This window comes from Glycomyces sp. NPDC050141 (genome assembly GCF_055586545.1).
In genome coordinates this window covers 1-21,220 of sequence record NZ_JBVJHZ010000003.1, presented here as the reverse complement: position 1 = coordinate 21,220, position 21,220 = coordinate 1, and the positions used below count along the sequence as shown (strand labels likewise).

General features: G+C 69.5%; 18 protein-coding genes and 1 tRNA gene. 10 read left to right on the top strand and 9 right to left on the bottom strand.

Annotation, left to right across the window (positions count from 1 at the left end; all coding sequences use genetic code 11):
* Positions 1–160: 160 nt before the first annotated feature.
* Positions 161–1,366 (bottom strand): MFS transporter, encoded by a 1,206-nt coding sequence (locus tag ACZ60M_RS02390; protein ID WP_465413899.1) that lies wholly within the window; start codon positions 1,364–1,366, stop codon positions 161–163.
* Positions 1,367–1,552: 186 nt separating this feature from the next.
* Entirely contained in the window at positions 1,553–2,404 is an 852-nt protein-coding gene (locus ACZ60M_RS02385) for a helix-turn-helix transcriptional regulator (protein WP_465413897.1), read from the bottom strand.
* 103 nt (positions 2,405–2,507) lie between these two features.
* On the opposite strand from ACZ60M_RS02385, the gene ACZ60M_RS02380 reads away from it, so the two are divergent.
* Positions 2,508–3,266 (top strand): SDR family oxidoreductase, encoded by a 759-nt coding sequence (locus ACZ60M_RS02380; protein ID WP_465413895.1) that lies wholly within the window; start codon positions 2,508–2,510, stop codon positions 3,264–3,266.
* Between the two features lie 66 nt (positions 3,267–3,332).
* Entirely contained in the window at positions 3,333–3,806 is a 474-nt protein-coding gene (locus ACZ60M_RS02375; protein WP_465413893.1) for a GNAT family N-acetyltransferase, read from the top strand.
* Between the two features lie 126 nt (positions 3,807–3,932).
* Here ACZ60M_RS02375 and ACZ60M_RS02370 read toward each other — a convergent pair.
* Positions 3,933–4,006 (bottom strand) — tRNA-Ile (locus ACZ60M_RS02370).
* A 362-nt stretch (positions 4,007–4,368) separates the two neighbouring features.
* Between ACZ60M_RS02370 and ACZ60M_RS02365 the strand changes: the two genes are divergently transcribed.
* Genes ACZ60M_RS02365 through ACZ60M_RS02350 form a run of 4 tightly spaced genes read left to right on the top strand, consistent with a single transcriptional unit; the run spans position 4,369 to position 8,460 of the window.
* On the top strand, positions 4,369–5,688 hold the full coding sequence (locus ACZ60M_RS02365; RefSeq protein ID WP_465413892.1) for a branched-chain amino acid ABC transporter permease: 1,320 nt from the start codon (positions 4,369–4,371) through the stop codon (positions 5,686–5,688).
* Between the two features lie 9 nt (positions 5,689–5,697).
* The gene (locus ACZ60M_RS02360) at positions 5,698–6,741 is read left to right on the top strand and encodes a branched-chain amino acid ABC transporter permease (protein WP_465413890.1); all 1,044 of its coding nucleotides are present in this window, start codon (positions 5,698–5,700) and stop codon (positions 6,739–6,741) included.
* Positions 6,731–7,615, top strand: a complete 885-nt coding sequence (locus ACZ60M_RS02355; protein WP_465413889.1) for an ABC transporter ATP-binding protein — start codon at positions 6,731–6,733, stop codon at positions 7,613–7,615. Before ACZ60M_RS02360 ends, ACZ60M_RS02355 begins: the two co-directional genes overlap by 11 nt.
* Positions 7,616–7,623: 8 nt before the next feature.
* A complete protein-coding gene (locus ACZ60M_RS02350) occupies positions 7,624–8,460 on the top strand; it encodes an ABC transporter ATP-binding protein (RefSeq protein ID WP_465413887.1) in 837 nt (278 codons plus the stop codon).
* Positions 8,461–8,529: 69 nt separating this feature from the next.
* Here ACZ60M_RS02350 and ACZ60M_RS02345 read toward each other — a convergent pair whose 3' ends face one another.
* The gene (locus ACZ60M_RS02345) at positions 8,530–9,768 is read right to left on the bottom strand and encodes an ABC transporter substrate-binding protein (RefSeq protein ID WP_465413885.1); all 1,239 of its coding nucleotides are present in this window, start codon (positions 9,766–9,768) and stop codon (positions 8,530–8,532) included.
* A gap of 295 nt (positions 9,769–10,063) precedes the next feature.
* Here ACZ60M_RS02345 and ACZ60M_RS02340 point away from each other — a divergent pair, with 295 nt between their 5' ends.
* Positions 10,064–11,170, top strand: a complete 1,107-nt coding sequence (locus ACZ60M_RS02340; RefSeq protein WP_465413883.1) for a hypothetical protein — start codon at positions 10,064–10,066, stop codon at positions 11,168–11,170.
* A gap of 96 nt (positions 11,171–11,266) precedes the next feature.
* Entirely contained in the window at positions 11,267–12,196 is a 930-nt protein-coding gene (locus ACZ60M_RS02335; RefSeq protein WP_465413881.1) for a carbohydrate kinase family protein, read from the top strand.
* A 35-nt stretch (positions 12,197–12,231) separates the two neighbouring features.
* Here ACZ60M_RS02335 and ACZ60M_RS02330 read toward each other — a convergent pair whose 3' ends face one another.
* The 5 genes from ACZ60M_RS02330 to ACZ60M_RS02310 form a co-directional block, all read right to left on the bottom strand.
* The gene (locus tag ACZ60M_RS02330) at positions 12,232–13,395 is read right to left on the bottom strand and encodes a hypothetical protein (protein WP_465413879.1); all 1,164 of its coding nucleotides are present in this window, start codon (positions 13,393–13,395) and stop codon (positions 12,232–12,234) included.
* Positions 13,396–13,544: 149 nt separating this feature from the next.
* A complete protein-coding gene (locus ACZ60M_RS02325) occupies positions 13,545–14,711 on the bottom strand; it encodes a serine hydrolase domain-containing protein (RefSeq protein ID WP_465413877.1) in 1,167 nt (388 codons plus the stop codon).
* A gap of 86 nt (positions 14,712–14,797) precedes the next feature.
* Positions 14,798–15,643 carry a glutaminyl-peptide cyclotransferase gene (locus ACZ60M_RS02320; RefSeq protein ID WP_465413875.1) on the bottom strand — a complete coding sequence of 282 codons (846 nt, stop codon included), beginning with the start codon at positions 15,641–15,643 and terminating at the stop codon, positions 14,798–14,800.
* A 133-nt stretch (positions 15,644–15,776) separates the two neighbouring features.
* Positions 15,777–16,649 (bottom strand): putative RNA methyltransferase, encoded by an 873-nt coding sequence (locus ACZ60M_RS02315; RefSeq protein WP_465413873.1) that lies wholly within the window; start codon positions 16,647–16,649, stop codon positions 15,777–15,779.
* Positions 16,646–17,233, bottom strand: coding sequence for a TetR/AcrR family transcriptional regulator (locus tag ACZ60M_RS02310; RefSeq protein ID WP_465413872.1), 588 nt, complete (start codon positions 17,231–17,233; stop codon positions 16,646–16,648). The genes ACZ60M_RS02315 and ACZ60M_RS02310 overlap by 4 nt, the downstream gene beginning before the upstream one ends.
* 126 nt (positions 17,234–17,359) lie before the next feature.
* Between ACZ60M_RS02310 and ACZ60M_RS02305 the strand changes: the two genes are divergently transcribed.
* Both ACZ60M_RS02305 and ACZ60M_RS02300 read left to right on the top strand, forming a co-directional pair.
* On the top strand, positions 17,360–18,607 hold the full coding sequence (locus ACZ60M_RS02305; RefSeq protein ID WP_465413871.1) for an MFS transporter: 1,248 nt from the start codon (positions 17,360–17,362) through the stop codon (positions 18,605–18,607).
* 51 nt (positions 18,608–18,658) lie between these two features.
* Entirely contained in the window at positions 18,659–21,124 is a 2,466-nt protein-coding gene (locus ACZ60M_RS02300; protein ID WP_465413866.1) for a glycoside hydrolase family 3 protein, read from the top strand.
* The last annotated feature ends 96 nt before the right edge of the window (positions 21,125–21,220 follow it).

Here is a 21,220-nt window from a genome sequence, read left to right as displayed (position 1 = left end):
AACGACGATGCCTACCGTCACCACGGCTCGCGAACGAATCCGTTGCGACTTCCGTTACGGCTCTTGTTAATCCGGGCACGAAAACGCCGCCCCGGCGGTGGCCGGGGCGGCGGTCGGTGGTCGGGGCGACCGGCTCGGGGCCGGGCGCGTTCGATCGGGCCTAGGAGGCCCGGGCGAGTTCGGCGGTGGTCATGTGGCTCGGGACCACGGCCACCGGCTCGGCCTCGGCGTGGGCCCGGGCGAGCGGTACCGAGAGGGCGAGACCGGCCAGCGCCAGCACCACGCCAACGAGGATCGGCGCGGTCAGGCTCAGCCCGGCCGAGAGGGCCAGGCCGCCGAGCCAGGCGCCGTTCGCGTTGGCGAGGTTGAAGGCCGCGTGGTGCAGGGAGGAGGCGAGCGACGGGGCGGCGTGGGCGCCGTCCAGCAGCAGGCGCTGCATGATCGGGCCGACCAGCGAGGACGAGAGCGCCATCAGGAACACGCCCGCGATCGCCAGGACCGGGTTCGACATCGTGAAGTACATCATCAGCAGCACGGCGGCGATGGTGGTGAACGAGGCGAACAGGCCCTGGATCGGGGCGCGGTCGGCGACGTGGCCGCCGACGACGTTCCCGGCGGTCAGGCCGATGCCGAACACCGCGAGGGTGATCGCGACCGCGACCGTGCCGAGGCCGGTGACGTCTTCGAGGATCGGCGTCAGGTAGGTGTAGGCCGCGAACATGCCGCCGAAGCCGATCGCGCCGGTGATGAGCGGGAGCAGGACGCGCTTGGAGCGGATCGCCCGGATCTCGTCGGAGGCCTTGGTGGGCACGATGACCCCGCGGGTGTCAGGCACCGTGGCCCAGATCGCGGCGGCGGCCACCAGGCCGAGCGCGGCGACGGCGGCGAAGATCCAGCGCCAGGAGAACTGGCCGATGAGCAAGGCGCTCACGGGAACGCCGATGATCGTGGCGACCGTGAGGCCGGACATGATCCCCGAGATCGCGCGGGCGCGCCGCTCGTAGGAGACCAGGCTCGCGCCGACCACCGCGGCCGCGCCGAAGAAGGCGCCGTGCGGGAGCCCGGCGAAGAACCGGGAGGCGAGCAGGGTCCCGAAGTCGGGGGCCAGGGCGGTGACGAGGTTGGCGACCGCGAACCACGCCATCAGGGCGATGAGCAGCGGCTTGCGGGGGACGCGGGTGGTGGCGACCGTGAGCAGTGGGGCGCCGAGGACCACGCCGATGGCGTAGGCGGAAACGGCGAGGCCGGCCTCGGCGAGCGAGACGCCCGAGGAGGCGGCGACCTGGGGCAGGATGCCCATGATGACGAACTCGGCGGTGCCGATGCCGAACGCACCGATTGACATGGCGAACAGGGGCATGCGCATGAGAGCAGCTCCGGGAAGGAAGTGGGGCGGGTGATGACGCTGAGGCTGTCACCGGGTGCTTCCTTGCCGAACCGGTCGCTGTTCAAGATCGAGAGGCTCGCGCCTCTGCACTAATCATAAATACACTCGCCTGCGGAGTAAAAGACCTGGAGGTGAAATCTACGCGTGATGTCCGTCGCCGCCGGGTTACATCGGTGAACCGGGGATTGCCGCAGTGACCGGCGTCAATGCTGCCATCTCCGCGAACACCGCAGCGGTCCGCGAACCCGGCTGCGGCACATAGAAGATCACCCGGTAGCAGCTACCGGGCACCATCATCACCTGGCAGTCGAACTCGAGCGGCCCGTACTCCTCGTGCACGACCCGCTTGGTCTGGACCGTCCGCACCCCGACCTCGTGGTTGGACCACACCTCGCCGAACTCCGGACTCGCCCGCAGCAGCTCCTCCACGAGCGCCCGCAGCACCGCATCCCCGGGATCGCGGGCGAGCGACGCGCGCAGGTCCGCCACGCACTCCCGCAGGAACGCGGCCGAGTACGGGTCGGCCATCGACTCGGCTACGTGCGGACCGGTGAAGGTGGTGCGCAGCATGTTCCGCTGATCGGGGGCCAACTGCGAGAGCCAGCCCATGAGCCGGTCGGCCACCGCGTTCCACGCGACCATGTCGTACGCGGCGTTGACAGCATAGGCCGGGAAGTCGTCGAGCCCGGCCAGGAGGTTCCGGACGGTCGGCGGCACCTCGCGGACGGCGGCGCTCGTGTCGGGCCGCTCGTCGGCGAGGTGGTACAGGTGCGCGCGCTCGTCGTGGACGAGCATCAGCGCCCGCGCCAGCGCCCCGAGTACCTGCCGCGACGGCTTCGGCCCGCGTGCCTGCTCCAGCCGGATGTAGTACTCCACGGAGATCCCGGCGAGCTGCGCGACTTCCTGACGGCGAAGTCCCGGCGTACGGCGCCGGGCCCCTTCGGGCAGGCCGACATCGCGCGGCTTGAGCGCGGCGCGGCGGGTCTTGAGGAAGTCGGCGAGCTGCTGGCGGTCCATGCCGTCAATCCTGCACCGGATCGCCGCCCGCAACCAGGTACAGCCGGTACCACCATAAACGGTCCTCTTTGCAAGGCCCGCAATCGAGCGCAGGCTTCTAGGCATGACCGAGAACAACACCACCAAGACCGCAATCGTCACCGGCGCCAACAAGGGCATCGGCTTCCACATCGCCCGCGCCCTTGGCAAGCACGGCTACACCGTGTTCGTCGGCGCCCGCTCGGAGGAACGCGGCGAGCAGGCCGCGGCCCAGCTCCGTGAGGAAGGCCTGGATGCCCGCTTCCTCCACCTCGACGTCACCGACGCGGCCCTGGTCACCGCCGCCGCGAAGCGGGTCGAGAGCGAGTTCGGCCGCCTCGACGCCCTCGTGAACAACGCGGGGGTCGCCCTCGCCGACGGCGACTGGAACACCAGCGAGCTCACCACGGAGACGACCCGCAAGGTGTTCGAGACGAACGTGATCGGCGTCGTCTCGGTGACGAACGCGTTCCTCCCCCTGATCCGCATGTCGGAAGCGGGCCGGATCGTGAACGTCTCCAGCGAGGTCGGTTCCTTCGCCTTCATGACCGACCCGAGCCAGCCCTTCGCGGGCATGCAGGTGGGCGCGTACGGCGCCTCGAAGTCGGCCCTGAACATGCTCACCATCTCCTACGCGATCGAGCTGAAGGAGACCCCGATCAAGATCAACGCGATGACCCCGGGCTTCACCAAGACCGACCTGAACGAGAACCGAGGCTGGCGAGCCCCCGAACTCTCCGCGAAGGTCGCCGTAGACCTCGCGATCCTCCCCGAAGACGGCCCCAACGGAGGCTTCTTCCAAGAAGGCCTCGACTACCACGCAGACGCCACGGTCCCCTGGTAGGAACTTCGGCCCGGCCCGGTGGGATTCCGCTTGTCCCCCGGGCCGGGCCGCATCTAGGCTCCCGCCATGGACGAACCCTTCATCGCCCCCGCCGAGCCTGCCGATGCGGGAGAGATCCTGACCCTCTCGCGTGGCGCGTACGCAAGCGAGGCCCAGCTCTACGGCGACCCGTTCCTGCCGCCCCTCACGGAGACGCTGGAGGAGATCAGGGTCCAGATCGCCGAAGTGCACTTCCTGAAGGCGGTCCTGCACGGCCGCATCGTCGGCACGGGCCGGGCACGCCAGGAGAACGGCACCCTCCATCTCGGACGAATCGCGGTCGCACCGGACCAGCAGGGCCGAGGCATCGGGTCAGGTCTGATCGCGGCCCTCGAAGTCCTTGGGGCCGAAGGAACCGAACGCTTCGCCCTCTTCACCGGCGCGAAGAGCGAACCGAACCTGCGCCTGTACCGGCGGCTCGGCTACACCGAATCCCACCGCTCCCCGGGCAGGCCCGGCATCGAACTCGTACACCTCCACAAGCCCGCCCCGACGTGTTGAGGGCCTGCGGGCGAGGGACGCGATGGAGGCGGTCCGGGGCCTCGTTGTGGCCCGTGTAGCGCGGTTCGGCTGGCGGACATAGAAGGAAGAGGAAGGCCCCGCCTGCGGCGGGGCCTTCGGGCCCTGTAGGGCAGGCAGGACTTGAACCCGCGACCCAGGGATTATGAGTCCCCTGCTCTAACCAGCTGAGCTACTGCCCCGAGCGGGCAATATCCTCTCACACCGCGTGGCCGCATGGTGTCCGGAGGGGATGGCGGCGGGGCCGGGGATCTTCGCAGGAACGTCATCGGCCGCGAATGCGGCCGCAACGGGCGTAGGGAACAACCGGGGGGAGCGAAGCTGCCCGCCGGTAACATCTGGGCCACAATTGCAACGGTTCGATAACGACCGATGCGGTTGTTGTGCAGGTCTCCATAAGATCCGACTCACTCCTGTCGTTTCGTGTTTCTCGAACAATCCACGACGCGCGGGTTCCGAAGCCCAAACCTCCCGAGGGGGCCCTTTGAGACGTGCAGTGTTGTTGCTGTCGGCTGCGTTCGCCGGCCTGTTGCTGGGGTTGGGGGTGAACAGCAGCGCCACCGCCCAGGACGCCTTCGGCGTCCACGGCACGCTGGAGAACCAGCAGGACGAACCGGTCGCCGGGGTCTCGATCACCGTGACCGATGCGGCCGGGACCGAGGTCGCCACGGTCCAGAGCGCCGAGGACGGCACCTGGGCCGTCCCGCTCGAGACCGGCGGGGCCTACGTCGTCACCCTCGACGAGTCCACGCTCCCCGACGGGCTGGTCGTGCGCAACGGCAAACCGTCGCTGGAAGTCGACATCAACTCCGACCGGACCGTCCTGTTCCCGCTCGACGTGCAGGTCGTCGGCGGCGACCCCGGCGGGGACGAGCCGTCCTCCGGCGGCGACGCCAGTGAAGCGCCCGGAGAAGGCGAGTCGAGCACCGGCGCCGATACAGCGGAGAACGGCGAGAACCTCGGCGAGATCGAGGACGAGGGCGGCGCGACCCGCGCGGTCAGCCTCCTTGTTTCAGGTCTCCACTTCGGACTCATGATCGCCCTCGCGGCCGTCGGCCTCTCCATGGTGTTCGGCACGACCGGACTCACCAACTTCGCCCACGGCGACCTCGTCACCTTCGGCGGGGTCATGGCCCTCCTGTTCAACATCACCTTCGGCCTGCCCGTATGGATCGCGGCCATCGCCGCCGTCATCCTCGGCGCCGCCTTCGGCTGGTTCCAGGACTGGGGCCTGTGGTCGCGGCTGCGCAGGCGCGGCACCGGCCTCGTCTCGATGATGATCATCTCCATCGGCGTGGCCCTGCTCATCCGCAACGCGATCCTGTTCTTCGTCGGCGGCGAACGCCAGCGCTACAACGAGTACGTGGGCCAGCAGCCCTGGGACTTCGGGTGGCTCGTGGTCACCCCCAAGGAGGTCATCACCGGCTCGATCGCGCTGGTCGTCTGTATTGCCGTGGGCATCGGGTTGGTTTACACGCGGCTCGGCAAGGCCACCCGGGCCGTCGCCGACAACCCGTCGCTCGCCTCTTCCACGGGCATCGACGTGAACCAGGTCGTGCGCCTGGTGTGGACGATCGGCGGCGCGCTCGCCGCGATGTCGGGCGTGTTCCTGTCGATCAGCGACGGCGTCAAGTTCGACATGGGCCAGCACCTGCTGCTCCTGGTGTTCGCCGCGGTCGTTCTCGGCGGGCTCGGTACCGCGTTCGGCGCGTTCGTCGGCGCCATGCTCATCGGCGTGTTCGTGCAGATGTCGACCCTGGTGGTCGCGCCCGAGCTGAAGTACGTCGGCGCGCTGGCCGTCCTCATCATCATCATGCTCACCCGGCCGCAGGGCATCCTGGGCCGCCGCGAGCGAATCGGCTAGGAGAGCGAAATGGATTGGCACTTCGTCTTCAGCCAGGCGCTCACGCAGGCCATCGGGCCCACCATGGTCGTGTACGCGCTCGGCGCCATCGGCCTCAACCTGCAGTTCGGCTACACGGGCCTGCTCAACTTCGGCCAGGCCGCGTTCGCGGCGGTCGGGGCGTACGGCCTCGCGCTGTCGGTGGCGTCGTTCGGCCTGCCGTTCTGGTGGGGCATCGCGATCGGATTGGGCGCCGCTGTTGTCTTGGCGCTCTTGATGGGTATTCCTACGCTGCGTCTTCGGGCGGACTATCTGGCGATCGTGACGATCGCCGCGGCCGAGATCGTGCGGCGGCTGTTCCGGGCCACGGTGTGGTCGGACACGACGGGCGGCTCGGACGGTCTGCGCGAGTTCTCGGACCCGTTCTTCGCGTTGAGCCCGTACCCGGCCGACGCGACGTGGTCGTTCGGGTTCGTCTCCATGGAGAGCGGCCGCCTGTTCGTCGACTTCGGACTGTTCGACCTCCAGTACTCCAGCCGCGACCTGTGGGTCATGACGGTGGGCTGGGCGCTCATCGCGGTGTTCCTGGTGGTCCTCGGCCTGCTCGTGCACAGCCCTTGGGGGCGTGTGCTGAAGGGCATCCGCGAGGACGAGGAAGCGGTGCGGAGCCTGGGCAAGAACGTGTTCTCGTACAAGATGCAGGCGCTGGTCATCGGCGGTCTCATCGGTGCGGTGGCGGGGTTCGTGTTCGCGTTCAGCCGCGCGAACGTCCAGCCCGACACGTTCTCGACGGACTTCACGTTCTACTTCTACGTGGTCCTGATCCTCGGCGGCGCGGCCCGGCTGTTCGGGCCCGTGCTCGGGGCGGCGCTGTTCTGGTTCCTGTACAACGTCCTCGCGCAGGGCCTGAGCCAGGCGATCACGTCGGGCGCGATCTCGCCGGACGCGCTGAGCCAGACGCAGGTGGGGCCGCTCGTGTTCTTCCTGCTGGGCCTCGGCATGGTCCTGCTGCTGATCTTCCGGCCGCAGGGCATCCTCGGCAACCGAAGGGAGCTGATGCTCGATGTCCGATAACGACAAGGGCGAGCAGCCCGAGCAGTCCGTCAGGGCCGGTATCGCGGCCGCGCGCGCGTCCCTCGCGGAGGTGCCGCCCGAACCCGGTGCGCCGAAGCAGGACGCGATCCTGAACGCGACCGGCGTGCGCCGGGCGTTCGGCGGCCTCGTGGCCGTCGACGTGGAGCACCTGGAGATCCAGCGGGGCACGATCACGGCCCTCATCGGGCCGAACGGCGCGGGCAAGACCACGTTCTTCAACCTGCTCACCGGTTTCGACCGGCCGAGCAAGGGCGAGTGGGTGTTCGACGGCCGCCGCGCGGACCGGATGCGCTCGTACCAGGTGGCGCGGGCGGGCATGGTCCGCACGTTCCAGCTGACGAAGGCGCTCACGCGCATGACGGTCATGGACAACATGCTCATCGGCGCGGCCGACCAGCTGGGCGAGAAGTTCTGGGCGGGATTGATCCCGCCGCTATGGAAGTCGCAGGAGGCCGCGAACCGGGCGAAGGCTATGGAGCTCCTGGAGCGGTTCAAGCTCGTCGACAAGCGCGACGACTACGCCGGGGAGCTCTCGGGCGGCCAGCGCAAGCTCCTGGAGATGGCGCGGGCGCTCATGCTCGATCCGAAGATGGTCATGCTCGACGAGCCGATGGCCGGGGTGAACCCGGCGCTGAAGCAGTCGCTGCTGGAGCACATCAAGGACCTGCGCGAGGACGGGATGACGGTCCTGTTCGTGGAGCACGACATGGACATGGTGCACGAGATCGCGGACTGGGTCGCGGTGATGGCGGCCGGGCAGTTGATCACCGAGGGGACGCCGGACCAGATCTCGGCGGACCGGCGGGTCATCGACGCGTACCTGGGCGCCCACCACGACGCGGCCCAGCGTTAGGAGACGACATGAGCGACAACGAGACTGAGGCCGGTATCGGCCCGACGGGCGTGCCGCTTGAGGACACGCCGGAGTCGGACACGGAGGTGTGCTCGCGCGAGGGGCACCTGGCGGCCTCGGGGGACGCGCTGCTGCGTGTCGACGAGGTCCAGGCCGGGTACCTGCCGGGCGTGTCGATCCTGAACGGCACCGACCTGTACGCGAAGGAAGGCGAGCTGGTCGGCATCATCGGCCCGAACGGGGCCGGGAAGTCGACGCTGCTGAAGGCCATGTTCGGGCTCGTGGGCATCACCTCGGGCACGGTGACGCTGCGGGGCGAGGAGATCACGAACCGGAAGGCGCACCAGCTGGTGCCGCTGGGCGTGGGCTTCGTGCCGCAGACGAACAACGTGTTCCCGACGCTCACGGTGGAGGAGAACCTCGAGATGGGGGTATTCTTGCGGCCCAAGGCGTTCAGGGAGCGGTTCGGGTTCGTGACGGACCTGTTCCCGATCCTCGGGGAGCGGCGCTCGCAGCGTGCGGGCTCGCTCTCGGGCGGGGAGCGGCAGATGGTGGCGATGGGCCGGGCGCTCATGATGGAGCCTTCGGTGCTGCTGCTCGACGAGCCGTCGGCGGGGCTGTCCCCGGCGATGCAGGACGAGGTGTTCTTCAATACCAAGCAGATCAACCAGACGGGTGTCACGGTGGTGATGGTCGAGCAGAACGCTCGGCGGTGCCTCCAGATCTGCGACCGGGGTTACGTCCTGGACCAGGGCCGCAGTGCCTACACCGGTCCGGGTGCGAGCCTCATCGACGATCCGAAGGTGGTCGAGCTGTACCTGGGAACCCTCGGGAAGGCTCGCTAGAACACGGATAAAGGCGATGCCCCTCGGGTCCTGTGGTCCCGAGGGGCATCGCCGTTTCCGGTGTGGTGCTTATGCTTCGAGGTCGCCGAAGCGGTATTCGAGGTTCACGAAGGTGTTGTCGGCCTGGTACTGGAAGATGCCGATGGTCGCGGCGGAGACGTCGCCTTCAGCGGAGAACTCGATGGGGCCGGAGTAGCCCTCGTAGTCGATGTCCTCGCCGTCTTCGAGGAGCCCGGCGCACTCGGTGAAGCCGTTGCACTTGGTGCCTTCGCGGCTGACGTCGATCAGGTTGTCCTTGATGGTCTCGGAGTCGATCTTGCCGCCCTGGATCGCGGCGAGGGCCGCGAGCACGGTGGCGTCGTAGGACTCGGGGCCGTAGGTGAAGTCGGTCAGCTCGGGGTCGACCTCGAGGAGGCGGTCCTGGATGCCGGCGGTGTCGGCGCCCGGGTAGGTGCCCTTGGCGCCCTCCAGGAAGCCCTCGGGGAACTGGTCGCCGTAGTTGGAGAGGTTGCCGTCGACGAAGTACCAGCCGAGGTCCTGGGCGCTCATGTTCTCCTCGGCGAGGGCCGGGGCGAGGTTCACGATCTCGTTGAAGGTGATGAGGACGACGGCGTCGGCGCCGGAGTCGGCGACCTGGCCGGCCTCGGCGGAGAACTCGGTGGCGGCCGGGTCGTAGATGATCGTGTCGATCACTTCACCGCCGAACTCGGTGAAGTTCTCCTCCACGGAGGTGGCGAGGCCGGTGCCGTAGGAGTCCTGGAGCGCCAGGATGACGATCTTCTCGTGGCCGTCCTGGATCAGCGTGTCGGCGAGGACGCGGCCCTGCAGGACGTCCGAGGGCGCCGTGCGGAAGTAGTAGTCGCCGTTGGCGTAGGTCGTGAACTCGGGCGAGGTGTTCGCCGGGGAGATCTGGACGATCCCCTCCTGGTAGAGCTTGTCGATGAAGCTGAGCGACACGCTGGAGGAGGCGGCGCCGATGACGGTGTGGACGCCCTGGCGGATGAGCGCGTCCGCCGATTCGCTGGCGATGGGCGAGGTGGTGTCGCCGGAGTCCTGGTGGATGACCGAGGCGTCGCAGCCGAGGACGCCGCCCGCTTCGTTGATCTCCTTGATGGCGAGGTCGACACCCGCGAACTCAGGCGGGCCGAGGAACGCCAGCGAGCCGGTCTGCGGCAGGATCGTGCCGATCTTCAAGGCGTCGCTTTCGCAGTCAGTGCTGTTGTCGGAACCTTCGCCGCACGCGGTGAGCGAGAGCGCTGTGATACCCGCTGTGGCGACTGCCAGCAGTGCTCGGGGAAAGCGAGACATGGTTGCTCCTAGGTTTTGTTCGAGAGGACACGCAGCTAGAGATTGGAGGTTTGCGTGATCCGAGTTACACCCTATGGCAGTCAGAGTGGCGATGACAGCTGCCGTAACCACACCCCATCCTGTTTGTGATGAGTCCGTGACCTTCTCGTACGGGTATTGCAATCGCAGGTCGACGGTGTTGCGTCTGCGCGAAGTCCGCGCCCCGCGGCCTCCCCCGGACGGTTCCCCCGCGAGAGGGAGGCGGTTCGCCCGCTCGCGGGAGGGAACGGGCCCGGGAAACCGCGAATCTGTAGTCATGACAACGCAAACGCCGCAGGTGCGGCCCACCCGCTTCGCAAGGGCGACCGCGCTCGCCGCCTTCCTCTGGTCGCTGCTGGCCCTCCCGATCGGCCTGTGGCAGCTGCTCGACCCTGAAGGGGGTCCGTACTCGTACGACCTCCACGACCCCACGATCCCGCTCCCCGCAGGGGTGCCCGAGTGGATCGCCCCGGCCGCGCTCGTCGCCGCCGGGCTCGGCGGGCTGCTCATCGCCCGCACCAAACCGAAGCTGTGGCCGCTCACCGCGCTCTACACCGTCGTGTTCGGCATGCTGCTCACCACGATCACGCCGATCTCGTTCGCCGGGTACCTCGTCGCGTTCCTGCTGCCGTTCGCCGCCGTCGTCGTCCCGGTCCTGCTGGCCCGGGGGACGGCCGCGAAGACCATCACGGCCGCCGCGATCGCGGCCGTCCTCATCGGAGTCGGTGTCACGGGCGTCGTCGACTACGCCGCCGTCGGCGAGTTCGTGCAGGGCCTCGGCACCAAGACCGCCGCCGTCGGCGCCTACATGCTCACCCAGCTCTGGACGGTCGCGGGCGGCGCGATCTGGGCCGCACTGACGCTCCAGTCGCTCCTGCAGCGCCGCGAGAACGGCACCGCGCCCGCATGGCTGACCCCTGAGAAGGCCGCGAAGTGGGGCCGGGTCGCGGCCTGGACCGCGTTCGCCTGCTCGCTCCCCTACGGCCTGGTGCGCATGACCTGGCTGACCCCGTGGCCGATGTTCAGCAGCGGCCCCATGGGCGACATGCCGATCGAGATCCGCATCTGGGGCCTGCTCCTCGGGACCGGCGCCCTCGGCGGCGGCATCCTCTGCCTCGGCCTGACCCAGCAGTGGGGCGAGCGCTGGCCGTTCTGGATGTTCGCGGTCAAGGGCCGCCCGGTGCCGCCGATGGTCGCGATCGTCCCTGGCGCGATCATGGCCGCGATGTTCACGTTCATGGCGGTGCCGATGGCGACGCTCGGACTTCGCAACGGCGCCATGACCCTCGCCTTCCTGGACTTCCCGTTCTGGCTGTGGGGCCCGGCGCTCGGCGCGGCGACGCTCGCCTACGCGATCCGGCGCGGGAAAGTCGCGGTTCAATAGGCAATCGGGCTTGACCGTTCGCAGGCATCGACTTAAGGTCGATGCCTGCAATACGTTCCGGAACATACTGCAATTTCTTGCAAAGGGAGCAATCTTATGCTCGACATCCTGGTCGTCGGCGGCGTCGGCGTCGACACCATCGTCCGCGTCCCCGAGATCGCGATCGGCGACGGCGACTCGCTCGGCGTCGAACCGATCTACGACTACGTGGCGCACACCGGGAACGGCGTCGCGCTCGGCTGCCTCCACCTCGGGCTCGCCACCCGCTTCCTCGACTTCATCGGCGACGACGAGCAGGGCAAGCTGGTCCTGCGCCACTACGAGCAGCACGGCCTCGACTTCCGGCACCTCATCTCCCCCAACGGGACCCCGCGCTCGGTCAACCTCGTCGACGCGGGCGGGCGCCGCTACTCCTTCTACGACGGCCGCCACCCCGCCGACCTGCGCCTGCCCGCCGAGTTCTACGCCCCGCACCTGGCCGAGGCGAAGCAGGTGCACGTCTCCATCACGAACATCAACCGGGACATGCTGAACGCGATCCCCGAGGACGTGCCGGTCTCGACCGACCTGCACGCCTGGGACGGCGAGGCCGAGCACCACAAGGAGTACGCGCTGCGCGCCGACCTCGTGACCCTCTCGGCCGCGAAGCTCGCCGAGCCGGAGAAAGTGCTGCGCTGGATCACCGACAACGGCCGGGCCGAACTGGTCATCGCCACCGACGGCGAGCACGGCGGGTACGTCATGGAGCGCGGCGGCGCCCTCGAACGCTACGACGCGATCGACCCGGTCGCCGAGCTCGGCGCGGTCGACCCCGAATGGGCCGCTTGGCAGCCCGTGGACTCCAACGGCGCGGGCGACGCGTTCGTCTCGGGCCTCCTGTGGGCGCGGCGCAAGGGCGCGGGCACCGCCGAGGCCATCGACGCGGGCCGCGTCTCGGGCGCGTACGCGTGCCGCACGAAGGGCACGAGCACGGCGCTCATCGCCGAAGACCTGCTCACGAAGAGCCTTGCGGCGCTAAAGAAGTAAGCGTTTCGGCCCCGGCGCGATGCCGGGGCCGTCGCTTATTCTGCGGGCTTGTTGGCGGTCATGGCCTTCGCGCGGGCGATCACGTCGTCGAACGGCGACGGCTCGACCGGGACCGGCGGCACGTAGTCGCGCCGCTCGGGCTGGATCACGAGCATGAACAGGCTGCCGACCACAGCGGCGACAATGGGTGCGCCCAAACCGATCTCGGCGGCGGGCCACACGCCCGTGGCCGCGCCGGTGGCGATGAGGAACGCGGCCCAGATCGGCACCGCCCAGGCCCCGGCGAGCACGAGCAGGTCGCGGCGGCGGCGCAGTTCGGGCCGGACCAGCCAGATCAGGAAGTCCAGCCACGCGCCCGAGAGCAGGAAGATCCAGACGTACCCGCCGTACTCGAAGCCCGCGTACGCGCCGGCCATGACCGCCGGGTACGCGAACGCCACGGTGAAGAACCCCAGCGGGAGCCGGAACCGGCCGGTCATCTGCACCGCCAGCGCGAGCACCAGCACCGTGGTGAACACGATGCCCGCCACCGGGAAGCCCTCGAAGACGTTCGGGCCCTGGAGGGCGGCGGCGACCGCGACCGGCGAGTTCGTGTGCGGCACGAGGTAGGCGAGGAAGAGCACGAGCGCGGTCGTGATGTAGCCGAGGGAGAGCGCGGGCGCGGCCATGCGGGCCTCGAGCGGGATCGGCTCGGGTTCGGCGTTGAGGGCGGCGCGGCGCCAGGCCGAGAGCAGGGGCGCGGCGACGATGAGGATGCCGCCCGCCGCGAGCGTCAGGTGCGAAGGGCTGAAGAGGATCGCGAGGTTCGTCTCGACGCCGAGCACTTCGTGCCAGATCATGTCGGCGATGCCGGAGACGAGGAAGAGCGGGACGCCGACGACCGCGGGGCCGTAGCCGTGGGGGACGGCGGCCATGCCGGTGCGGCCGTCGGCGCGGTGCGCGCGGACGATCATCCAGGCGATCCAGGCGGCGGTGGCGAAGAAGCCGGTGTAGAAGGCCAGGTGCCACCAGGTGAAGAACGACTCGGCCCAGCCGCGGGCGTGGGCGTTGACGTCGAGGATGAGGCCGCCGAAGAACCACGCGGAGAAGGCCGCGGTGGTGAGGTCCTGCCACCAGGTGGCGTAGGCGCGGGGCTGCCCGGAGTCGGTCAAGAGGTGCATCTTGTACTCCAGCAATCGGTCCAGGGGTGTGATGGCCATGACCTCATCATGGCCTACCCGAACCTTCCGCGCAATTCCCGCTCTCGCACGGTTCTGTTCACTCAGGACGGTGCGTGCGCGGTTCCTCACGGACTCTTGAGGCACGCGTCCGGCCCGGCGTGGGGACGCCGGGCCGGTCGCGGGTGGCGCTAGCGCTCGCAGAGCGCGGTCCGGGTCAGGTCGGACAGGGCCTGGTCGAAGGCGTCCTCGTCGCCGTAGCCTGCTTTGTCGTCGATGCTCCAGGAGATGGTGAAGCGGCGTTCGCCGTCGAAGGAGTGGAAGGACTGGGTCTGGTGGCCGAGGCCGTCGCCTTCGTGGCCGTAGAAGGTCTCTTTGCCGGTGCCGCAGTCGATCTCGACGCGGCCGAGACCGAGCCCGTAGTCGTAGCTCCCGCCGGTCTCCATGAACTCGGCGGCCGCGGCGAACTGCTCGGCGGTGAGGAGCGTGCCGTCGGCGAGGGCTTCATAGAAGTCGTTGAGGTCGCTCACTGTGGAAATGGCACCGCCGCCGGCCCAGGTCTGCGTGTTGGACAGCGCTGTGGTGTCGAAGTAGGGGCGATCAGGGTCGCCGGTGGTGACGTAGGGGACCGCGTGCGGGCCGCGGATGCCGGAGGTGTCGTCGCGCGGGAAGTAGGTGCGGTCGAGGTCGGCGGGCTCGAAGACGCGCTCTTCGAGTTCGTGGCGCAGGCTCTCGCCGGTGCGCTCCTCGATGAGCATGCCGAGGATCGTGTACCCGGTGTTGGAGTAGGACCAGTCGGTGCCCGGGGCGAAATCGAGGTCTTCGGCGGTGGCGATGGCGACGATCTCCTCGGGCTCGTAATGGGTCCGGTATCCGGCGTACAGCTCGGTGAAGTCGCCGCGGCCGAGGCCGGGATAGGCGAGCCTGAGCCATTCGGGGACGCCGCTGGTGTGCTGGAGGAGCTGGCGGACGGTCGGGTCCGCTTCGTAGGGAAGGAGTCCGGGCAGGTAGTCGCCGATCGGGTCGTCGAGGTCGAGGAAGCCTTCGCCTTCGAGCTGGAGTACGACGGCGGCGGTCATCGATTTGGTGACGCTGCCGATGCGGACCTGGTCGCCCGGGCGCGCCGGGGCGGCGTCCTCGGCGAGGCTGCGGACTCCGGCGGCTTCGGTCCAGGTCTCGTCGCCATGCTCGACTTCGACGAGGACGGAGCCGCCCGCGAGTTCGGCGAACGCCTCCAGCTGCGCTTCGAGGCGGTCGGTGTCGGTCTCGTGGGTGCGGGCGGCGGCGGGCTGGGCCGCGGCGAGGACGCCGACGAGGCCGAGGGCCGCCGCGGCGGCAGGGATCATCTTCTTTCGCATGCCCCAGAATCTATGGGCCGCAAGCGCTTTAGACGATCCCGTCAACCCCCGCTTCAGCGGTACCGCCTGCGGTACCGCGGGTGTCCTCAGGCCGGGGTGAACCGGACGAGGAAGAGTTTGGGCCAGAGTTTGCCGGTGACGTAGAAGGTGCCTTCTTCTTCGGCTGCGGCGATGCCGTTGAGCACATCGGCTCCGGCCGAGTCCTCTTCGGGGAGGAGACCGGCGGCGTCGACGACGGCGCCGACTTCGCCGGTGGCGGGGTCGATGCGGACGATCTGGTCGGTCTGCCAGAGGTTGGCCCAGACTTGGCCGTCAACGCATTCGAGCTCGTTGATCTGGGTGACGGGTTCGCCTTCGAGGGTGACGTCGATCGTGCCGGTCTCCTCGAAGGTCTTGGGGTCGCGGAACGTGAGTGTGGAGGACCCGTCGCTCATGACCAGCTGTTCGCCGTCATAGCAGATGCCCCAGCCCTCGCCTTCGTACGAGACGGACTCGACGATGTCGAGCGTGACCGGGTCGCGGCGGTGGGCCGTGTGCTCTTGCCAGGTGATCTGCCAGATGTCGGTGTCGGTGAGGGTGAGGCCTTCGGCGAAATGCTCGGCCGGGAGGTCCTGGGTCGCGAGCACTTCGCCGGTGCCGGGGTCGGTGATGCGCACGTCGGATTCGCCGTAGAGGCCAGCGCTTTCATACAGGACCTGGCCGTACTGGGGGTGCTCGGCAAGCTGGAGGCCCTGCGTGAAGGAGCCGGCGTCGTGGTCGTAGGTCTCGATGACCTCGACTTTCAGGGCCTCGACGCCGGGCGCGTCAGTAGCCGTGACCTCGTCCTGAGCTTCGGCTTCGCCGGTGCCGCAGCCTGCAAGGGCGAGCAGCCCGGCAGCGCCGAGTGCCAGGCCGCGCCGCGCCGCGCGTTTCTGATCGAACACTGATCTCATCTCCAGCCGGTTAGGGGTGATGGTTCGTACCGTACTGGTCAACACAAACGAGGACAAGTGCTCGAACCGGGCACGGGTTCAGCCGGGGGGCTCCCGGTGGCGCAGGGAAGGGCGCAGGGAAGATCGAGTTCCGTCAGTGCTTCTTGCGCCACCGGGTCACTTCCGCGGAGACGGTGACGTCGATCCGCTCGGGCAGTGCGGCGACGGCCGCGACGAGCGAGTCGGCGTCGGTGTGCCGGGCGCTCGGGCCCATCCCGACGAGCCGCAGGACCTCGTTGTGTCCCAGACCGATCGCATAGGTGATCTCGTCGGTCCGCTCGGCCTCGAAGAGGGTCCCGAGCTGGTCGGCGGTCCGCTGCGGTTTCGCGGGGTCGACGCTCAGCAAGTCCAAGGCGTCGACGAGTTCGCGCAGGTGGTCCTGCCGGGGGGTGAGGACCACGAGTGCTCCTCGTGGGTGGAGTACGCGCGCGATCTCGTCGGCGTTGCGGGGGGCGAAGACGTTGAGGACCGCGGCGGCGGCGCCGTCGCGTACTGGCAGCCGCTGCCACGCGTCGGCGAGCACCGCGGCGAGGCGCCCTTGAGTTCCGGCGTCTCGTCGCGGTTCGCTTTCCGGAATGACGCGCTTGGCGCAGCGGCGCAGCGCGTACTTCGAGGTGTCGAGTCCGATCCCGTCGCGGGACGGGTCGGCCGCGAGCGCGGCGGCGAGGTAGTGCCCTGTGCCGCAACCGGGTTCGATGATCACGCCCGGAGCGTCGGTCACCGATGCGCTGGCTACGGCGGCCATGAGCCGGTCGTAGACGCCCGAGTCGAGGAAGTCCTCGCGGTTGGCGATCTGCTCGGCCGTGTCGCCTGTCGTGGTGTTCGAGCCGGGCGCGAGCAGCGGCGCGTAGCCCTGCTTGGCGAGGTCGAACGAGTGCCCGTCGGGGCAGGACAGGCGCCGGTCGGCCTGGGCGAGCGGCTGCGCGCAGTTCGGGCAGGCCAGGGCTTCGAGGGCAGGCAGGGTCATTCGGCCGCTTTCGGATCGAGGAGCCGGACGAAGGCCCTGAACGCTGCGGGCATGTCGAACGACTCGGGCTCGTGGAGCCACTGGAACTGGAGACCGTCCATGATCGCGATGACGAGCGGCGCGGCTTCCTCCGGGGTGAGTCCGGACGGGAGCCGGTCACCCCATTCCTGGCGCAGGCTCGCGGTGTAGGCCTCGCGCACGCGCCGGTAGCGGTGCTTGAAGAACTCGGCGGCGGGGTGGTCCTCGGTGACGGATTCGCCGAGGAGCGCTGAGAAGGTGCGCACGATCGCCTCGCGGTGCGCGTTGGCCTCGACCACGCCTTGGTGGGCGGCCATGGTCATGGGCTCGGCGATGACGTCCCGGCCGCCGGAGTCCCAGCGTTCGCGCAGGGTGAGCACGCCGATGAGCAGCGCTTCCTTGCTCGGAAAGTAGTGGAGGAGGCCCTGCTGGGTGAGGCCCACCTTCTCGGCGACGGCGGCGAGGCTCGCGCCCCGGTAGCCGCGTTCGCCGATGACCTCGATCGCGGCCCGCACGATCTCGTCGCGGCGGGCCTGGCCGCGGGTGCTGTGCTGCGTGCTCGGCATCGGGTGCTTCCTGGGTCGGGTGCTCCAGCATAGAGTGTCACAGTTCGGTAACCAAACCTACCGATCACTCGGTAAGTGTGCCACACTTCGAAAGGTGAACACCCCACCCCGCAAAGGAGCGGCCCGATGGCGCTCGACGTGACCCCAACGCCCGCAAGGCAACTCGCTGCACCGCGCGGATTCATCGTGCGCGCCGCCCTCTCCAACTGGGGGCTGTGGACCGCGCTCATGACCCCCTCGATCGTCACGCTCGCCATCCGCGTCGAAGCAGTCGCCGGAGACGACTACGAGGCCGTCTACGCGATGGTCCTCAGCGTCGGCGCCGCCGTCGGCATGTTCGGCGGGCCGCTCTGGGGGCGCCTCTCGGACCGCACGCGCTCGCGCTTCGGCCGCCGCAGGCCCTGGATCGCCGGGGGCATCATCGTCGGCACGGCCGGGATCGCGGTCATCGCGCTCGTCCCCGAGGTGTGGGCGCTCGTCTTCGGCTGGGCGCTGGCCCAGGCCGGGTTCAACGCGGCGCTCGCCGGGACGATGGCCTCGATCCCGGACCAGGTGCCCGCGAAGGACCAGGGCCGCGTCTCGGGCGCGTTCGGCGCGGCCGTCACCGGCGGCATCCTCGCCGGGTCCGGTCTCGCCGCCGTCACCCAGAACACGCTGCTGATGTTCATGGTCCCGTGCGCGCTCGCGATCGCACTCGCCGCGCAGTTCGTGCTCGCGTTCAACGACCCGCGAGTAGAGGCGCCGCGAGAGCGGTTCTCGCTCAAGGCGATCGGATCCACCTTCGTCTTCAACCCCCGCCGCCACCCGGACTTCGGGTGGGTCTGGCTCGCGAAGTTCCTGCTCGTCTTCGGCGGGGCCGCGCCGATGATCTACATGGTCTATTTCATCGCCGCGCGGCTCGACCTGAGCGCGGCCGAGGCGGGCGGCGTCGTGGGCGTGCTCTTCCTCGTCAGCTACGCGCTGCAGACCGCCGTGGCCCTGTTCGGCGGCTGGCTCTCCGACCGGATCGGGCGGCGCAGGCCGCTGTTCGTCGCGTCCGGGCTGATCTCGGCGGCGGGCCTGATCCTGCTCGCGCTCGCGCCGAGCCTGCCGATGATCGTGGCCGCGCAGCTGGTGCTCACCGTCTCGGGCGGCCTGTTCGCCGCCGTCGACGCCGTACTCGTCTTCCAGACCCTCCCGAACCCCGACGAGCCCGCGAAGGACCTCGGCATCGCGAACCTCGCGAACGGGTTCCCGCAGGTCATCCTGCCTGTCGCCGCCACCGCCGTGCTCGCCGTGGGCGGCGGCGAGAACTACTCGCTGCTGTTCGCCGCCTGCGCGTGCGTCGCGGTCGGCGGGGCGCTGAGCGTGCTGCGCGTCAAGCGGGTGCGGTGACCGATGAATCCTGATACGAACCGATATGACACACCACAGAAAGGAAGGGCCATGAGCGACTGGAGCATCCCGGCCGACCGACCCGAGTACGCCGAGGCCGTCGAAGCGGCCCTGGCGAAGATGGACCTGGAGACGAAGGCCGACCTCCTGGCCGGGCTCGACATGTGGCGCACGATCCCCGTGCCCGAGGCGGGCCTGCGCGCGATGACCGTCTCGGACGGCCCGATCGGCGTGCGCGGCCGCTTCTGGACCGCCGCCGACCCGTCCCTGGCCCTGCCGAGCCCGACCGCGCAGGCGGCCTCCTGGGACCCGGAACTGGTGCGCCGCATCGGGAACCTCCTCGCGGCCGAGTCCCGCCGCAAGGACGTCGACGTGCTGCTCGCGCCCACCATCAACCTGCACCGCTCCCCGCTGGGCGGGCGCCACTTCGAGGCGTTCAGCGAGGACCCGTACCTGACCGGGCGCATCGCCCAGGCGTATGTGGCCGGGGTCCAGGAGTGCGGCGTCGGCACCACGATGAAGCACTACGTCGGGAACGACGCGGAAACCGACCGGTTCACTGTGGACAACATCATCGGCGAGCGGGCGCTGCGCGAACTGTACTTGCGGCCCTTCGAGATGATCACCGCCGCCGTGCGCCCGTGGGGCGTCATGACCGCGTACAACTCGGTCAACGGCCACACGATGACCGCGCACAAGGAGCTCATGGCTACCTTGCGCGACGAGTTCGGGTTCGACGGCTTCAACGTCTCCGACTGGGGCGCGGCCCGCCACACCGTCGAGGGCATCGAGGCCGGGCTCGACCTCGCGATGCCCGGACCGTTCACCGTGTACGGCGCCGACCTCGTCGCGGCCGTCCGCGACGGCCGCACCAGCGAGACCTACGTCGACGACGCGGTGCGCCGCATGCTCACCCTCGCCGCCCGCGTCGGCGCCCTCGAAGGCGTGCGCGCGGCAGTGGACGAGCGCCTCGAAGCGGTCGCCGACCCCGAAGGGCTGCTTCGCGAGATCGCCCAGCGCTCCTTCGTGCTCGCGCAGAACGACGCGCCCGAAGGCGGCGCCGCGGCGGTCCTGCCGCTGAGCGCCGACGCGATCGGACGGCTCGCCCTCATCGGCCCCGCAGCGCAAGAGGCCCGCATCCTCGGGGGCGGCTCCGCCACCGTGTTCCCGGCCCGCGTCGTCTCCCCGCTCGACGGCCTCCGCGAAGCCCTCGGCGACCGCGTCCAGTACGCGCAGGGCGTCGACCTCTTCGAGCAGATCCAGGCCGCGGGCAAGGACTTCGACCTCGACGTGCGGCCGGTGCGCAAGGACGGCACCGAACTCGCCGCCGACCCGCTCGCCAGCGGCGACGTCAAATGGATGAGCTACCTGCCGGGCGAACTCGCGCAGGACGAGTTCAGCCACGCCGTGCTCGAAGGCGTCTTCCGCGTGACCGAGACCGGCGCGCACGTCTTCGGCACCAGGGGCTTCGGCCGCCACAAGCTCGTGATCGGCGACGACGTCGTGTTCGACGGCGACCAGGACTACGCGACCGACGACCCGTTCGAGGCGTTCTTCGGCCCCGGCGTCGAACGGGCGGTGCTCGAACTCGAAGCGGGCCAGGAACTCCCGGTCCGGCTCGAGTTCACGCCGTTCGCGTTCCCGCCCGGGTTCCCGCCCTCAGTCCTGTTCGGGCTCATGCACACCGGGCCCCGCCCCGACGAGGACCGGCTCATCGCCGAAGCCGTCGAAGCCGCCCGCACCGCCGACGTCGCGGTCGTCGTGGTCTCCACGACCGCCCTCACCGAATCCGAGGGCTTCGACCGCCGCGACCTGCGCCTGCCGGGCCGCCAGGACGAGCTCGTCGCGGCCGTCGCCGAGGCCAACCCGAACACGGTCGTCGTCGTCAACACCGGCTCCCCCGTCGAGATGCCCTGGTCCGACGACGTCGCCGCGATCCTCCTGACCTGGTTCCCCGGCCAGGAGGGCGGCCACGCGCTCGCCGACGTCCTCCTCGGCGCCGAACCGGGCGGCCGCCTCACCACGACCTGGCCGAGGCGCCTCGAAGACGCGCCGGTCGTCCAGGTCGTGCCCGAGAACGGTGAGCTCCGCTACGACGAAGGCATCTTCATCGGCTACCGCGCCTGGGAGCAGCGCGACGGCCACGAGCCCGCGTACTGGTTCGGGCACGGCCTCTCCTACACCGAGTGGGAGTACGAGGAAATCAGTGTCGAAGGCGACCAGGTCAAGGTCAAGGTCCGCAACAGCGGCGGCGTGCAGGGCCGCGAAGTGGTCCAGGTCTACCTGACCCCCGAGGCGGACATCGAAGGCGGAGTGGAAACCCACCGCCTGGCAGGCTTCGAAGCCATCGAAGCGGAGCCAGGGGAAACCGTCGACGTGGTCATCCCCCTGGAAGAACGCTCGTTCCAATACTGGAATGAGACGACCCGCGCCTGGCAGACGATCGAGGGCACCTGGACCGTCGCGGCGGGCCGGAACGTCGCCGACCTGCGACTGAAGACCCAGGTCAAGGCCTAGAAAAGCGGGGGGGGGGGGGGGGGGGGGGGGGGGGGGGGGGGGGGGGGGGGGGGGGGGGGGGGGGGGGGGGGGGGGGGGGGGGGGGGGGGGGGGGGG

Bases quoted from the DNA above. Each gene is read 5' to 3' on its own strand.
- ACZ60M_RS02360 (WP_465413890.1), top strand. From the start codon at position 5,698: ATGGATTGGCACTTCGTCTTCAGCCAGGCGCTCACGCAGGCCATCGGG.
- ACZ60M_RS02315 (WP_465413873.1), bottom strand. From the start codon at position 16,649: ATGACCCTGCCTGCCCTCGAAGCCCTGGCCTGCCCGAACTGCGCGCAG.
- ACZ60M_RS02325 (WP_465413877.1), bottom strand. From the start codon at position 14,711: ATGCGAAAGAAGATGATCCCTGCCGCCGCGGCGGCCCTCGGCCTCGTC.
- ACZ60M_RS02330 (WP_465413879.1), bottom strand. From the start codon at position 13,395: ATGGCCATCACACCCCTGGACCGATTGCTGGAGTACAAGATGCACCTC.
- ACZ60M_RS02385 (WP_465413897.1), bottom strand. From the start codon at position 2,404: ATGGACCGCCAGCAGCTCGCCGACTTCCTCAAGACCCGCCGCGCCGCG.
- ACZ60M_RS02345 (WP_465413885.1), bottom strand. From the start codon at position 9,768: ATGTCTCGCTTTCCCCGAGCACTGCTGGCAGTCGCCACAGCGGGTATC.
- ACZ60M_RS02390 (WP_465413899.1), bottom strand. From the start codon at position 1,366: ATGCGCATGCCCCTGTTCGCCATGTCAATCGGTGCGTTCGGCATCGGC.
- ACZ60M_RS02355 (WP_465413889.1), top strand. From the start codon at position 6,731: ATGTCCGATAACGACAAGGGCGAGCAGCCCGAGCAGTCCGTCAGGGCC.
- ACZ60M_RS02335 (WP_465413881.1), top strand. From the start codon at position 11,267: ATGCTCGACATCCTGGTCGTCGGCGGCGTCGGCGTCGACACCATCGTC.
- ACZ60M_RS02300 (WP_465413866.1), top strand. From the start codon at position 18,659: ATGAGCGACTGGAGCATCCCGGCCGACCGACCCGAGTACGCCGAGGCC.
- ACZ60M_RS02340 (WP_465413883.1), top strand. From the start codon at position 10,064: ATGACAACGCAAACGCCGCAGGTGCGGCCCACCCGCTTCGCAAGGGCG.
- ACZ60M_RS02320 (WP_465413875.1), bottom strand. From the start codon at position 15,643: ATGAGATCAGTGTTCGATCAGAAACGCGCGGCGCGGCGCGGCCTGGCA.
- ACZ60M_RS02305 (WP_465413871.1), top strand. From the start codon at position 17,360: ATGGCGCTCGACGTGACCCCAACGCCCGCAAGGCAACTCGCTGCACCG.
- ACZ60M_RS02310 (WP_465413872.1), bottom strand. From the start codon at position 17,233: ATGCCGAGCACGCAGCACAGCACCCGCGGCCAGGCCCGCCGCGACGAG.
- ACZ60M_RS02380 (WP_465413895.1), top strand. From the start codon at position 2,508: ATGACCGAGAACAACACCACCAAGACCGCAATCGTCACCGGCGCCAAC.
- ACZ60M_RS02375 (WP_465413893.1), top strand. From the start codon at position 3,333: ATGGACGAACCCTTCATCGCCCCCGCCGAGCCTGCCGATGCGGGAGAG.
- ACZ60M_RS02350 (WP_465413887.1), top strand. From the start codon at position 7,624: ATGAGCGACAACGAGACTGAGGCCGGTATCGGCCCGACGGGCGTGCCG.